Here is a 14,283-nt window from a genome sequence, read left to right on the forward strand (position 1 = left end):
GGCGGGCGTACGCCTGACCAACCTTCCACCCGGAGCCAGGGCCTGGGACGCCGATCGCGTCCAGGCCCTTCGTCTTTACCGAGACGGGCCGCTCCGGACCAGGAGTCGGTGGCGGGCCGTCCGGTTCCTCGAACCAGACCCCGCCAACCAGGAGCCCCGATCCCGATGAGCATCACCCCCGCGGAACCCAGCACCGAGGCGACCACCGACCTCGGTACCCGCACCTCCGACCTGCGCATCCGCGCTCTCGACCCGCTGCCCGCCCCGCGGAGCCTGCTGGAGGCGATGCCGCTCGGCACCGCCCGCAGTGACCTCGTCACGACGTCCCGCCGTGAGGTGCGTGACGTGCTGACCGGTGAGGACGACCGGCTGCTGACGATCGTCGGCCCGTGCTCGGTGCACGACCCGGTCGCCGCGCTCGACTACGCCACGCGGCTCGCTGCGCTCCGGCGCGAGCTGTCCGACGACCTCGTCGTGGTGATGCGGGTGTACTTCGAGAAGCCGCGCACCACGGTGGGCTGGAAGGGCCTCATCAACGACCCGCACCTGGACGGGTCGCACGACGTGCGCCACGGCCTGAGCCTGGCCCGCGAGGTGCTGCTCGGGGTGCTCGACGCCGGCGTGCCCGCGGGCGCCGAGTTCCTGGAGCCCACCAGCCCGCAGTACATCGCCGACGCTGTGACCTGGGGCGCCATCGGCGCCCGCAACGTCGAGTCGCAGGTGCACCGGCAGCTCGCGTCGGGTCTCTCGATGCCCGTCGGGTTCAAGAACGCGACCGACGGCGACGTGCAGATCGCCGTGGACGGCTGCATCACCGCCGCGAGCGAGCACACCTTCTTCGGTGCGGACGCCGAGGGCCGCGCCGCCGCCGTCGAGACGACGGGTAACCCGGACTGCCACGTGATCCTGCGCGGCGGGCGGTCGGGCCCCAACTACTCGCAGGAGGACGTCGCCGCCGCCCTGCGCGTGGCGCGCACCTCCGGACTCGGCGGCGCCGTCGAGAACGGCGTGATCGTCGACGCGAGCCACGGCAACTCGGGCAAGGACCACGTGCGCCAGGCGGGCGTGGTGCACGAGATCGCCAACCGCATCGCCGACGGTGAGCACGGCATCACGGGCCTCATGATGGAGAGCTTCATCGAGGCCGGCGCGCAGCAGCCGGGCCCGCTGTCGGAGCTCACGTACGGCCAGTCCGTCACCGACAAGTGCATGGACTGGGACACCACGGAGGACCTGCTCCGTGACCTCGCCAAGGCGGTCCGCGAGCGGCGCGGCTGATCTGATCTCGTCGCGGAACCGGCCGGGCCTGGTGGCCCGGCCGGTGGCGTGCGACGCCTGAGGGCGTTTTCATGGACTGCCCGTGCGATCTGCCCCTACTGTCCGGGCATGACTGTCGCAGGGGTGGAGTCGGCCGAGTCCGCGCCGGGCGCGCGGTCGCGCGGGCGGCGGGTCGTCCGGATCGTGGGTGCGGTCGTGGCGCTGGCGCTGGTCGCGGGGGTCGCGGCCTGGCAGATCGCGGCGCGGACAGCAGTGGTGGAGCCGGGTTCGTGGAGCAACAGCGGGGCCGGTGCGACCCTCCCCGACTGCGTTCCCGGCGAAGACCTGTGGGCGATGTTCGGTACGGACGAGGACGTCGTGCTGGTGCAGTCAGTGCGGAACGGTTCTCGGTGGCCGGTCACGGTGATCAGCACGAAACCGGACGTGTTCCGGTTCGAGCCGATGGCCGACGACTTTCGGGACGACTACCTGTATCTCAAGAACGCGGCGGACGGCGCGCCGGACCGCTCGCTGACCTCCGATCGCGTGGTCATCCCGCCCGACCGTGAGGCGACGATGTGGATCGTCGATCCGCAGGGCGACCTGTCGTCCTTTGAGGGGTGGTACATGTTCGAGCACGCGGACCTCGCCGTGCGCGTGCTCGGAGTGGAGCGTGAGCTCCCCCTGCCGCTGCGGGGAACGATCGCCGTGGGCGGGGCCGAGCCCACGGCCGCCCGGCTCGACCGTGCACTGCAAGAGGCGTGCGAAGCCTGAGGGCCTAGCCGCTCTGCGTCCACGGCCCGACGCGGACCTCCGCGCCGTCGAGGACGTCGAGCCCCGTCGCGGATGTCCCGTCCGTCGTCGTGTCGAGCGGCACCGGGTCGGTGCCTCGGACCGGGGTGACCAGGAGCGTCGTGGTGGTGTCCGGGTCGTTGGCCGTCGACATGGCGCGCCAGAGCAGCGGGGCGAGCACGGTCCCGCCGTCGGGCACCACCACGCGGGCGGGTACCACGCCGGGCTCGTACGGCTGGATCGCGACGTCTTCCTGGGGCTGCCCTGCCTCGTTCTCGAAGACGAGGCCGGGCACGTTCTCGACGGCGCACGGCCGGCCTGACACGTTGCGAGCCAGGACCGAGGCGCCTCGGGTGCCCGCCGCCGAGTCCACGGTGCCGAACGTGACCTCCAGGTCCCGCCCCGTGCAGTCGGCGGCAGCCGGATCGTCGGGCCAGGGTGTCGATCCGCCGAACGGGTCGAGGGAGTGGGGCGCGTGCGAGGCGGGTTCCGCGCCGGACACCCAGCCGGTCGTCTCGGCGTACCCCGCGTCCAGGACCGTGTAGGCCAACGGGCGGTCCGCGGTGGCGAACTCCCGGGCCTCGAGCCAACCGCGCAGGTCAGCAAGGCTCTGCGCGCCGGCCGAGGCGTCGGACTGGAGCGTGAGCTGCCCTTTTCCGGCGAGGTAGGTGGCGTCCCGCACGCCCGGCCGCCCGGAGGCGGCGACCAGCAGCCGCACCGCGTCGACGTCGAGCACAGGTGCCGTGGACCGGTAACGGGCGCCCGGGGCCTCCAGCTCGACCCCACGGTCCAGCGTCTCGGCCGCCTGGGCGAGGCCGACCAGGTCGCCGGGTGCGAGGGCCACGACGTGCGCGGACGCGGCGAGCGGGTCCGAGCCACCCTGACCCGGCACGAGATCGACGGTCGTGGCCCCCGCCGCGAGCAGGCCGTAACCGTCCTCGACGGCGTCGGCCACTGCCTCGGGCGTCGTGTCCTGCCCGGTCCTGACGGTCAGGCCCGACCCGACGAACTCCGACGTCACGGTGACGTTCTCGTGCTCGTCCACCTCGCTCGCCGCCGCTGCCAGGAGCCGGTGGGCCTCCCCGGCAGCCTCGGCCGCTGCCCGGGGATCGGGCGTCCCCACCAGGGCGACCTCAACGCTCACCGTGCTCGGCGCCGGCTCCTTGCGCTGCCCGAAGTTGCCCTGGACGGGTTCGGGGCCGGTGGTGGTCCGGGTGATCGCGACGTCGTCGACGCCCGGGAGATCCCGGACGGCGTCAGCGGCCGCCGCGACCTCGGCCGGCGGTTCGTCGGCGGACGGCGTGCACCCGGCAAGAGCGAGCGCGGACGCGGCGGCGAGCAGGAGGACGCGGCGGAGTGGCGGCACCCCGTGATCGTCCCACCGCAGCTCAGCCCACGAAGGCGTCCAGCTCCTCGCGCGGAACCTTCCTCCGAGACCTGATCAGTTCCTCCACAGCGTCCATCTTTTCCCACACGTTCACGGCCATCCCGGCCACGACCTGCCCGTCGAGCAGCCAGAACGCCACGAACTCGCGGGCGCTCAGGTCGCCGGAGACCACCACGTCGTCGTACCCGCCGGGCACGTCCACCCAGCCGGTGTACTCCATGCCGACGTCGTACTGGTCGCTGTAGAAGTAGGGCAGCCGGTCGAACGGTTCGGTGGCGCCGAGCATCGCGCGGCCGGCGTGCGCGCCGGTCCGCTCCGCAGTGGCCCAGTGCTCCACGCGCAACGGCCGCCCGTAGTGCGGCGAGGGGATGCTGGCCACGTCGCCCGCGGCGAAGATGTCCGGGTGCGACGTCGCGAGCGTGCCGTCGACCACGATGCCGCCGCCCTCCGACGCGGACCGGAGGTCCAGCCCCGCGACCTCCGCGAGCCCGATGTTCGGGGTCGCGCCGACGCCGATGACGACGACGTCGGCGCCGATCTGCGTCCCGTCCGACAGGTCGACCCCGGTGACCCGGCCCTCCGCGCCGTGGAGGCCCGAGACCGACGTCCGCCGCAGCAGGCGTACGTCGTGCTCGGCGTGGACGCCGGCGTAGAAGTCGCCCATCTCGGGTCCCAGCACGCGCCCGAGCGGATGCGTCCCGCGGCCCACGATCGTGACGTCCAGCCCGAGCGTCCGGGCCGACGCCGCGACCTCGAGCCCGATCCAGCCGTCGCCGACGACGGCGACCCGCCCCACACCCTCCAGCGAGGCCTCGAGCAGCATGCTGGAGATGCGGTCGGAGTCGTCGATCGTGCGCAGGTAGTGCACGCCCGCGAGATCGGTGCCGGTGACGTCGAGCGGCCGCGGCGTGGACCCGGGTGCGAGGAGCAGCTTGGTGAAGGGGAGCGTGGCGCCGTCGGACAGGGTCAGCGTGTGCCCGTCGGGGTTCAGCCCGACCACGGTCTCGTTGGTGCGGACGGTGACCTCGTGCTCCCGGTACCAGGTCTCGTCCAGCGGGAAGACGGCGTCGCGCTCCGCCTCGCCGCGCAGGTAGTCCTTGCTCAGCGGCGGGCGCTCGTACGGATGATGGGGCTCGCTGGTGACGACCACGAGATCGCCGCGGTATCCCTCCGTGCGCAGCGCCTCCGCCGCGCGGGCCGTCGTCAGTCCGCCACCGACCAGAACGTACGGGTTCATAGGACTCCTCCTGGGCTCGGACTCCCGGGCTTGGGGTAGGCGTTCAGTCTTGCACCCGAGCTGGATGCAGGCACCAGTTCCCGCCCGTGCTGCCGGACGGCGGCGGTGCTCGTCACCCGACGCTTCGGCCGTCTCGGCGTGGGCCTCAGTCGGTAGTCGCGGACAGGTTGCCCAGCTCGTCCACGATCTCGACGGTGACCGTCGTCGACGTGGTGTCGTCGACCACCCGGGCATCGCATTCGAACGTGCGTCCCACCTCGACGACGACCGACGCCGGGCAGGTGACGTCGTCCTTGGTCACGGTCCTGGGTGCGCCGTACTGCACCGCGTCGACCACGTGCTGCTCCAGAGCCCTCTGCTCCAAGACTCTGGGCTGGTCGATCTCGAAGGGGCTTCCGGCGAACACCTTGACGGTCACTGCCAGGGCGCAGCAGGCGATCACGGTCAGAGAGGTTGCGATGACGGCGCTGGCAGCGCGGCGTTGGTCTGTCACGTGCCCATGTCTATCGGGAGCCTCGTCGGTGCGACAAGCCTCCCGTCGCGTCCCAGCATCCAGCAAGGAGAAAGGCCCTCCGACGCAGCATTTCTGCTGGTCAGAGGGCCTTTCACATGGTCGGGGTGACAGGATTTGAACCTGCGACCTCTTCGTCCCGAACGAAGCGCGCTACCAAGCTGCGCCACACCCCGATGGAGTCCACCGCGCATCAGGCCCGAAGCCCTTCCGCGGAAGCCTGCTCAGAATAGCCGACGCATGGCCCGGAACGGAAACCGAATCCCTAGTGGCTCCGGTCACGCCCGTTCCGGGCCGCTGCGCGGGCGTTACGCGAGCTCGACCACGAGCTCCACCTCGACCGGCGAGTCCAGCGGGAGGACTGCCACGCCGACGGCGGAGCGGGCGTGCAGGCCGGCGTCGCCGAAGATCTCGCCGAGCACGTTCGAGGCCCCGTTGATCACACCGGGCTGGCCGGTGAAGGACGGGTCGCTCGCGACGAAGCCGACCACCTTGACGATCCGGGAGATCGAGTCGAGCGAGCCCGTGACCGACCGGACGGCGGCCAGCGCGTTGAGCGCACAGGTGCGGGCGTAGCGGGCGGCGTCCTCGGGGGAGACCAGACCCTCGCCCTCGCCGACCTTGCCGGTGGCCTGGAGCGTGCCCTCCGCGAAGGGCAGCTGGCCGGACGTGTAGACGTAGCGGCCGGTCTGCACGGCCGGCACGTAGGCCGCGACCGGGGCCGCCACCTCGGGGAGCTTGATGCCCAGCTCGGCGAGACGCTGCTCGTGGGTCATGCGTCACCGCCCGTGGGGCGCTTCAGGTAGGCGACGAGACCGGTGCCGTCGGGTCCGGGGACCACCTGCACGAGCTCCCAGCCGTCCGAGCCCCATTGGTCGAGGATCGCCTTGGTGTTGTGAATGAGGAGGGGGATCGTCGCGTACTCCCACTTCGTTGCCATGCCGACGATGCTAGCCCGCGATCGGTGACGGCGATTCCGCACGAGACCTGCACACCGGCCGGGCAGGTTTTCGGCGTGCCCTGTCAGTGACACCCCGTAACCTGGGCGCATGGCCATGGCGAACCCTCGCGAGCCGCGCCGGATCACTCGGACCATACCCGCGGCTCAGCTCATCGGACTTCTTCTCGCATTCGTGCTCACCGCCGGCGCCGGCGGTGTGATCGCGGCCGGACTGGTGATCCCGCTGGCGTCCGGGATGGACACCGCGGTCGACACGGGCGTCGAGGTGTTCGAGGAGGTACCCGCCGAGCTGGTGCCCGGGCCCTTGTCGGAGCAGTCGCAGATCTACGCGAGCGACGGCAAGACGAAGCTGGCCACGTTCTACGCGCAGAACCGCATCGTGGTGCCGCTCGACAAGGTGTCGGCCAACATGAAGAACGCCGTCATCGCGATCGAGGACGAGCGCTTCTACACCCACGGCGGCGTGGACCCCGAGGGTATCTCGCGCGCCGCGGTGCAGAACTTCGGCGGCGGCGACACCCAGGGTGCGTCGACGCTGACGCAGCAGTACGTGAAGAATGTGCTGATCGAGGAGGCCGACCGCGCCGGTGACACCTTCGGCGTGCTGGAGGCCCGCGAGGACTCGCTCACCCGCAAGCTCCGTGAGGCGAAGCTCGCGATCGCGCTGGAGAAGGAGATGTCGAAGGACGACATCCTCCAGGGCTACCTCAACATCGCGCAGTTCGGCACGAGCGTGTACGGCGTCGAGACGGCCTCGCAGCACTACTTCGACAAGTCCGCCAAGGACCTCTCGATCGTCGAGGCCGCTACGATCGCCGGTATCACCAAGGCGCCGAGCCAGTTCGACCCGGTCGCCAACCCCGACGACGCGTCGGTGCGTCGCAACCTCGTGATCGGCAAGATGTGGCAGCTCGGCTACATCTCCACCGCCGAGCGCGACGAGGCGATGGCGACCAAGCTGGAGGACACGCTCGACGTGCAGCCCATCGACGTCGGCTGCGACTCGGCGGGCGGCGCGGCGTTCTTCTGCGACTACGTGATCAAGGAGATCATGGCCAACCCCGAGTTCGGGGAGACCAGGGACGACCGGTACGACCTCCTGTACCGCGGCGGCCTGCGGATCGTCACCACGCTGGACCTCAAGATGCAGAAGGCCGCCGAGAAGACGATCATCGACTCGGTCCCGGCCGACAACGCCTACGACCTCGAGGCGGCCGTCACGTCGGTCGAGCCGGGCACCGGTCAGATCAAGGCCATGGCGCAGAACGTGCCGTACGACGCGCGGGCCGAACCGGCGGCGCGCACGACGGCGCAGAACTACTCGGCCGACTACAACCACGGCAACTCGCGCGGGTTCCAGGTGGGCTCCAACTTCAAGCCGTTCGTGCTGGCGGAGTGGCTGCGCAGCGGGCACACGCTCCAGGACCGCGTCAGCGCCAACGCCTTCTCCGCCTACCAGACGGCGTTCCAGGCCAACGGCTGCGTGCACGCCTTCACGCACCTGCCCTGGAACGTGTCGAACGTCGACGGGTCCGCCAGCGGCTCGGTGAGCGTGCTCCAGGGCACCTTCCAGTCCCTGAACACGGTCTACGCCCGGATGTCGCAGCAGCTCGACCTGTGCAACGTGCAGAAGACGGCGTGGGACGTGGGCTTCCGGCCGATGACGTCGGCCCTGACGCGCGACGGCGCCCCGACCTTCCGGACGATCGACAACCCCCAGCAGGCGGACATCGACGTGCTCGCGTCGATGACGCTCGGCACGCAGGCCTCGACGCCGGTCAACCAGGCGTCCGCCTTCGCGACGTTCGCCTCGGGCGGCATCTACTGCAACCCGGTCGCGATCCTGGAGGTCAAGGACCACGACGGCAAGAAGGTCGATGTGCCCTCGGCCGACTGCAAGCAGACGCTGGAGCCCGAGGTCGCCAACACGGTGGCCTACGCCATGACCAAGGTGTTCCAGACGAGCCCGTTCGGTACGGCCTGGGACATCGCCCCCGGCCTCGCCGACGGCCGTCCGGTGGCGGGCAAGACCGGTACGACCAACGACGCGATGCAGAGCTGGTTCACCGGGTACACCCCCGAGCTCTCCACCTCGGTCTGGGTGGGCGAGGCGAGCGGCAACGTGCCGCACATGAACGTGTACCTGCCGTCGATGAACTGGTACAGCACCTCGGCCAAGGCCGGCCCGATGTACGGCGGCACGATCGCCGCGCCGACGTGGCGCCGGTACATGGACACGGCGATGGCCGACCTGCCCGCGACGGCCTTCCCCGCTCCTGACCCCGCGCTCGTCGGCAAGGCTCCGGCCCCGCCGAAGACGGAGGAGAGCAATGACGGTGACGAGGGCTCGGACGGCGGTGACAACGGCGGCGGTGACGCCGGTGGCGACAACGGCGGCGGTGGCGGCGACGCCGGTACCGGCCCCGGCGGCGGCGACGCGGGCCCTGGCGGCGGCGACACCGGCGGCGGACCCGGCCCGGGCGGGGACAACTGATCCGCATGGGGACGCTGGGTAACGTCGGCAAGGCGCTCGGGATCGTCGGGGGCATCGCCGTCGCGGGAATCGCCTACGCGCACGTGGAGACCAAGCTCTTCCGCGTGCGCCGGGTGACCGTGCCGGTGCTGCCCCCGGGTCAGCGGCCCGTCCGGATCCTGCAGGTCGCCGACCTGCACCTGACGCCCAGCCAGCGCACCAAGCAGGCGTGGGTCCGGTCGCTGGCCGCGCTCGAGCCCGACCTGGTGATCAACACGGGCGACAACTTCGGCCACCAGCAGTCGCTCGCCCCGCTGCTCGACGTCCTGGGCCAGCTCATGGACGTGCCCGGCGCGTTCGTCATGGGGTCGAACGACTACTACGCGCCGTCGTTCAAGAACCCCGCCCGGTACCTGCTCCCGGACGCCCGCGTCGAGGGCGGCGAGAAGGTCCCGCTGCCCACCGAGTCGCTCCGGAAGGCGTTCACCGACGCCGGCTGGGTGGACCTGGACAACCGGCGCGGGCTCGTGGAGCTCCGCGACGGGCGCACCATCGGGCTGGTCGGCATGGACGACCCGCACCTCGACCTCGACGTCATGCCGGAGCCGGGCCGCGCGCCCGGTGAGGAGGACGCCGTGCTGCGCCTCGGCGTCGTGCACGCCCCGTACCAGCGGGTGCTGAACCAGCTCAAGGACGACGGCGTGGACGCGATCATCGCGGGCCACACGCACGGCGGGCAGCTCTGCCTGCCGTACTACGGCGCCCTGGTGACCAACTGCGACCTGGACCGCGGCCGGGCGTCGGGCCTCCACGGCTGGCCCGGCCCGCGGCCCGACCGCGAGGGCGGCGAGGACTCGACGTGGCTGCACGTCTCGGCGGGCGCCGGTACGTCGCCGTACGCCCAGGTGCGCTTCGCGTGCCGCCCGGAGGCCACGCTGATGACGCTGACGGCCCGCGCGGTCTGACCCGCACGACGAAGAGGCCAGGTGATCGGACGATCACCTGGCCTCTGTCGTTGCGGCCTCAGCGGGCCCGGCGCTCCAGGCGGTCGAGGTCCAGCAGGACCACGGCGCGGCCCTCGCGGCGCACCCAGCCGCGGGTCGCGAAGTCGGCCAGGGCCTTGTTGACGGTCTCGCGCGAGGCGCCGACGAGCTGCGCCAGCTCCTCCTGCGTGAGGTCGTGCGCCACGCGGATGCCGTCGTCGTTGGGCTCGCCGAACCGGGTCGACAGGTCCAGCAGCGCCTTGGCGACGCGGCCGGGGACGTCGGAGAACACGAGGTCGGCGAGCGTCTCGTTGGTACGGCGCAGCCGGCGTGCGAGGGCGCCCAGGAGCTGGGTCGCGACTCCGGGATGGTCCGCGATCCACTTCACGAGCGAGTCGTGACGCAGCTCGTAGACCACGGAGTCGGAGACGGAGGACGCGGACGCGGTGCGGGGGCCCGGGTCGAACAGGGACAGCTCACCGAACATCTCGCCCGGGCCCAGGATCGACAGCAGGTTCTCGCGGCCGTCGCTCGACCGGCGGCCCAGCTTGATCTTGCCCTGCGCGATGACATAGAGCCGGTCGCCCGGTTCGCCCTCGCGGAAGAGCACGTCACCCCGGACCAGCTCCACGGGCACCATGGACTCGAAGAGCGCGTGCGTCTCCTCGCCTTCCATGTCCGCGAAGAGGGGGGCAGAGAGTACGACTTCGTCGTCCACCAGTGGTGTCCTCACGTGTCGGGGACTTTCGTCCATAGTCTTTTCCACCTCTCAGTCTGCCTCAATGTCACGAGATTGCCGGGTCATCGGTCTCTCTCGCGGCGTCCGCGTGGCGTGCAGCCCGACGCGATCGTCCGCCTCATGCGGGATGTCGGCTTTGCCCAGCACGAAGTAGGACGCCCGTCCATAAATCCTAGGGGTGTCACCTGGGAGTTCGGAACGGGCGTCCTGGGAACCTCGTCAGGGCACCTCGCGCTGCTCCGGCCCCACGTACTCGCACACGGGCCGGATGAGCGAGTTGGCGGCCCGCTGCTCCATGACGTGCGCCGTCCACCCGGTGATGCGGGAGGCCACGAACAGCGGCGTGAAGATGTTCGTGTCGAACCCGATCAGGTGGTACGCCGGCCCGGCGGGGTAGTCCAGGTTCGGCTTGATGTTCTTGCGGCTGACCATGGCGTTCTCGAGGGTGTCGTACAGGTCGATCACCTCGGTGTCGCCGTAGTGCGCGGCGAGGTCGCCGAGCACGGCGCGCATGGTCGGCACGCGCGAGTCGCCGTTCTTGTAGACCCGGTGGCCGAACCCCATGATCTTTTTCTTCTGCGCGAGTGCGTCCTCCAGCCAGGCCTCGGCCCGGTCGGCCGAGCCGATCTCCTCGAACGTGGCCTGCACGGCCTCGTTCGCGCCGCCGTGCAGCGGGCCCTTGAGGGCGCCGATGGCGCCCGTGACGGCCGAGTGCAGGTCGGCGAGCGTCGAGGTGATGACGCGCGCGGTGAACGTGGACGCGTTGAACGAGTGCTCGGCGTACAGCACCATCGAGGCCTCGAACGCCTGCACGACGGCAGGCTCCGCCTCCTCCCCGAAGGTCATCCACAGGAAGTTGGCAGAGTAGCCCAGGTCCTCGCGCGGGTGCACGAGCTCCTGGCCGCGCCGGCGGCGCTGGTCCAGCGCGACGACGGCGGGCAGGACCGCCCACAGCCGCAGCGCCTTGGCGAGCTCCGCCTCGACCGAGGAGTCCTCGGCCTGCGGGTCGTGCGCGCCCAGGATCGACACCGCGGTGCGGCACACGTCCATGGGGTGGCAGTCGGTGGGCAGCTCCAGGATCGCGTCCCGGATGTTGTCCGGCAGCTCGCGGTGCACGCGCTCGACCGCCGTCTGCTCGGTGAGCTGCGCGGGCGTCGGCAGCTCGCCGTGCCACAGCAGGTAGGCGACCTCCTCGAAGGACTTCTTCGCGGCCAGCTCCTGCACCGGGTAGCCCCGGTACAGCAGCGAGTTGGTCTCCGGGTTGACCTTCGAGATCGCCGACGTGTCGGCGACGACGCCGGCCAGACCCTTGCGGATCTCCGTGGTCTCGGTCATGCGCACTCCTTCGTGTCGAGACTAAGTCAGGGCTGGTAGGTGAAGACGTTCGAGTCGAAGTGGTTGTAGGCCGCGTAGTCGGTCAGCTCGTAGAGCCGGGCCCGGGTCTGCATCTGCGGCACCAGGTCCGCCTGCGTGCCCGACGCCGAGATCTGGTCCAGCGCCCGTTCCGCGGCACCCATCGCGATGCGCAGCAGGGTGACGGGATAGATGACGAGCCGGGCCCCGGCGTCGTGCAGCTGCTCGGTCGTGAAGAGCTCCGACTTGCCGAACTCGGTCATGTTGGCGAGCACCGGCACGTCGAGGGCCGACGCGACGGCCTCGAACTCGGCGAGGTCCTTCATCGCCTCGGGGAAGATCGCGTCCGCCCCGGCGTCGGCCAGGGCCTTGGCGCGGTCGATCGCGAGCTTCAGCCCGCGCTCGCCCGGCTCGGTGCCGCGCACGTCGGTGCGCGCCATGATGAGGAAGTCGGGGTCGCGGCGGCCGTCGACGGCGGCCCGGATGCGCCGGACGGCGTCGCCGAGCCCGACCACCTCCTTGCCGTCGAGGTGGCCGCAGCGCTTGGGGTTGACCTGGTCCTCGATGTGGATGCCGGCCACGCCGGCGTCCTCCATGGTCTGGACCGTGCGGGCCACGTTCATGGGCTCGCCGAACCCGGTGTCGGCGTCGGCGAGCACCGGCAGGTCGGTGACCCGGGCGACCTGCGCGGACCGGCCGGCCACCTCGGTGAGCGTGGTCAGGCCGATGTCGGGCAGGCCGAGGTCGGCCGAGAGGACGGCGCCCGAGACGTAGACGCCGTCGAACCCCTTGTCCTGGATGAGCTTGGCGCTCAACGGGTTGAACGCGCCCGGGAGCCGCAGGAGGTCCGGCCCGGCGAGGGCCTCGCGGAAGGCCCGGCGCTTGGCCGCGGCGGTGAGGTGCGAGTAGAGCATCAGCGGTTCCCCAGCTCGAACAGCCCGGTCGGGGTCGGCACGGCGTCCAGCACACCGGGCGCCGCGACGATCGTGAGCTCGCGGACCTCGGCGGGCGTGAGCTCGGGCAGGCGCTCGGCCAGGCCGAGGAACCGGTCGATCTCGGCGTCCGACAGGATGCCCGCGGCCAGCGTGCGGAACTTGGCCACGTAGTTCGCGCGGGCGAACGGGCGGGCGCCCAGCGGGTGGGCGTCGGCGACGGCGATCTCGCGCGAGACGACCTCGCCCGAGGTGAGCGTGATCTCGACGCGGCCGCCGAACGCCTTCTCGGCCGGGTCGGTCGAGTGGTAGCGGCGCGTCCACTCCGGGTCCTCGGCGGTGGTGACCTTGCGCCAGAGCTCGACGGTGTCCGGGCGCTGGGCCCGCGACGGGGCGTAGGAGTCCACGTGGTGCCAGCCGCCGTCCTGCAGCGCGACCGTGAAGATGTACGGCACCGAGTGGTCCAGGGTCTCGCGCGACGCCGTCGGGTCGTACTTCTGCGGGTCGTTCGCGCCCGAGCCGATGACGAAGTGGGTGTGGTGGCTGGTGTGCAGCACGATCGAGGCGACGTTCGCGGGGTCCCGCAGCTCGGGCCGCTCGTTGCCCAGCGCGCGGGCCATGTCGATGATCGCCTGCGCCTGGTACTCCGCGGAGTGCTCCTTGGTGTACGTGTCGAGGATGCCGGTCCGGGCCTCGCCGGACTCGGGGAGCACCACGTCGTAGGCGGCGTCCGGCCCGTCCAGGAGCCACGCGACGACACCGTCCTCGCCCTCGTAGATGGGCTCGGGGGACGTCTGGCCGCGCATGGCGCGGTCCACGGCCTCGATCGCGAGCTTGCCCGCGAAGGCCGGCGCGTGCGCCTTCCAGGTCGAGATCTGGCCCTTGCGGCTCTGCCGCGTGGCGGTCGTCGTGTGCAGGGCCTGGCCGATCGCCTGGAACACCGTCTCGGTGTCCAGCCCCAGCAGCGTGCCGATACCGGCCGCGGCCGACGGGCCGAGGTGCGCCACGTGGTCGATCTTGTGCTTGTGCAGGCTGATCGAGCGGACCAGGTCCACCTGGATCTCGTAGCCGGTCACGATGCCGCGCACCAGGTCCCGGCCCGAGCGGCCGGCGTGCTGCGCCACGGCCAGGATCGGCGGGATGTTGTCGCCCGGGTGCGAGTACTCGGCGGCGAGGAAGGTGTCGTGGAAGTCGAGCTCGCGGACGGCGACGCCGTTGGCCCACGCTGCCCACTCGGGGCTGCTGGTGGACTCGGGGGCCAGGCCGAAGACCGTGGAGCCGGGGGAGTACGGGTGCGCGTGCGCCTGCGAGCGGGCGGCGACCGCGGGGCCACGCGTCAGGCTGGCCGCGGCGACCGAGGCGTTGTCGATCACGCGGTTGATCACCATGTCGGTGACCTCGGCCGTGGGCTCGACGGTGTCGGTGGCGAGCTCCGCGAGCTTCCAGGCGAGCTGGTCGGTGCGCTTGAGCGGCTCGGCGGACGGGTAGACGCGTAGGTGGTGCGTGTACGGCATGGTGACTCTTCCTCGATTCACGTGGACCGTCGTGGGGTCCGGGGTGCTGCCCGGACCGTGGGGCGGGCATCGGGTCGCGACCGCTCGGCTGGTGGACGGCGGATGCGCCCTTGACCTTCTCATACTCCGCGTCCTAGGTACACG

General features: G+C 71.3%; 13 protein-coding genes and 1 tRNA gene. 4 read left to right on the top strand and 10 right to left on the bottom strand.

The features are described from left to right. Positions 1 to 165 precede the first annotated feature (165 nt). Complete coding sequence (locus ACZ7LE_RS22355) at positions 166 to 1,278, top strand: 3-deoxy-7-phosphoheptulonate synthase (protein ID WP_470405442.1); 1,113 nt, start codon at positions 166 to 168, stop codon at positions 1,276 to 1,278. A gap of 195 nt (positions 1,279 to 1,473) precedes the next feature. Continuing rightward, the gene (locus tag ACZ7LE_RS22360) at positions 1,474 to 2,031 is read left to right on the top strand and encodes a hypothetical protein (RefSeq protein ID WP_470405443.1); all 558 of its coding nucleotides are present in this window, start codon (positions 1,474 to 1,476) and stop codon (positions 2,029 to 2,031) included. A gap of 4 nt (positions 2,032 to 2,035) precedes the next feature. On the opposite strand, the gene ACZ7LE_RS22365 is transcribed toward ACZ7LE_RS22360, so the two are convergent. From ACZ7LE_RS22365 to ACZ7LE_RS22390, 6 genes are all read right to left on the bottom strand, one after another. Continuing rightward, positions 2,036 to 3,415, bottom strand: coding sequence for a DUF4232 domain-containing protein (locus tag ACZ7LE_RS22365; protein WP_470405444.1), 1,380 nt, complete (start codon positions 3,413 to 3,415; stop codon positions 2,036 to 2,038). 22 nt (positions 3,416 to 3,437) lie between these two features. Then, positions 3,438 to 4,673 carry an NAD(P)/FAD-dependent oxidoreductase gene (locus ACZ7LE_RS22370; RefSeq protein ID WP_470405445.1) on the bottom strand — a complete coding sequence of 412 codons (1,236 nt, stop codon included), beginning with the start codon at positions 4,671 to 4,673 and terminating at the stop codon, positions 3,438 to 3,440. Positions 4,674 to 4,818: 145 nt separating this feature from the next. Beyond that, positions 4,819 to 5,166: a DUF4333 domain-containing protein gene (locus tag ACZ7LE_RS22375; protein ID WP_470405446.1), complete on the bottom strand. Its 348-nt coding sequence runs from the start codon at positions 5,164 to 5,166 to the stop codon at positions 4,819 to 4,821. Between the two features lie 117 nt (positions 5,167 to 5,283). Further along, positions 5,284 to 5,360, bottom strand: a tRNA-Pro gene (locus ACZ7LE_RS22380). Between the two features lie 132 nt (positions 5,361 to 5,492). Beyond that, positions 5,493 to 5,960, bottom strand: a complete 468-nt coding sequence (locus tag ACZ7LE_RS22385) for a RidA family protein (protein ID WP_470405447.1) — start codon at positions 5,958 to 5,960, stop codon at positions 5,493 to 5,495. Then, a complete protein-coding gene (locus ACZ7LE_RS22390) occupies positions 5,957 to 6,124 on the bottom strand; it encodes a DUF4177 domain-containing protein (protein WP_020017885.1) in 168 nt (55 codons plus the stop codon). The genes ACZ7LE_RS22385 and ACZ7LE_RS22390 overlap by 4 nt, the downstream gene beginning before the upstream one ends. 109 nt (positions 6,125 to 6,233) lie before the next feature. Here ACZ7LE_RS22390 and ACZ7LE_RS22395 point away from each other — a divergent pair, with 109 nt between their 5' ends. Both ACZ7LE_RS22395 and ACZ7LE_RS22400 read left to right on the top strand, forming a co-directional pair. Further along, complete coding sequence (locus ACZ7LE_RS22395; RefSeq protein ID WP_470405448.1) at positions 6,234 to 8,639, top strand: transglycosylase domain-containing protein; 2,406 nt, start codon at positions 6,234 to 6,236, stop codon at positions 8,637 to 8,639. A 5-nt stretch (positions 8,640 to 8,644) separates the two neighbouring features. After that, positions 8,645 to 9,583 carry a metallophosphoesterase gene (locus ACZ7LE_RS22400; RefSeq protein ID WP_470405449.1) on the top strand — a complete coding sequence of 313 codons (939 nt, stop codon included), beginning with the start codon at positions 8,645 to 8,647 and terminating at the stop codon, positions 9,581 to 9,583. Positions 9,584 to 9,641: 58 nt separating this feature from the next. On the opposite strand, the gene ACZ7LE_RS22405 is transcribed toward ACZ7LE_RS22400, so the two are convergent. The 4 genes from ACZ7LE_RS22405 to ACZ7LE_RS22420 form a co-directional block, all read right to left on the bottom strand. Then, on the bottom strand, positions 9,642 to 10,319 hold the full coding sequence (locus ACZ7LE_RS22405; RefSeq protein WP_026366137.1) for a Crp/Fnr family transcriptional regulator: 678 nt from the start codon (positions 10,317 to 10,319) through the stop codon (positions 9,642 to 9,644). Between the two features lie 240 nt (positions 10,320 to 10,559). Then, positions 10,560 to 11,675: a bifunctional 2-methylcitrate synthase/citrate synthase gene (locus tag ACZ7LE_RS22410; RefSeq protein WP_470405450.1), complete on the bottom strand. Its 1,116-nt coding sequence runs from the start codon at positions 11,673 to 11,675 to the stop codon at positions 10,560 to 10,562. A 26-nt stretch (positions 11,676 to 11,701) separates the two neighbouring features. Further along, positions 11,702 to 12,607 carry a methylisocitrate lyase gene (prpB, locus tag ACZ7LE_RS22415; protein ID WP_470405451.1) on the bottom strand — a complete coding sequence of 302 codons (906 nt, stop codon included), beginning with the start codon at positions 12,605 to 12,607 and terminating at the stop codon, positions 11,702 to 11,704. Next, positions 12,607 to 14,139, bottom strand: a complete 1,533-nt coding sequence (locus ACZ7LE_RS22420) for an MmgE/PrpD family protein (protein ID WP_470405452.1) — start codon at positions 14,137 to 14,139, stop codon at positions 12,607 to 12,609. Before ACZ7LE_RS22420 ends, prpB begins: the two co-directional genes overlap by 1 nt. Between the last annotated feature and the right edge of the window lie 144 nt (positions 14,140 to 14,283).

The organism is Promicromonospora sp. NPDC110617 (assembly GCF_055598465.1).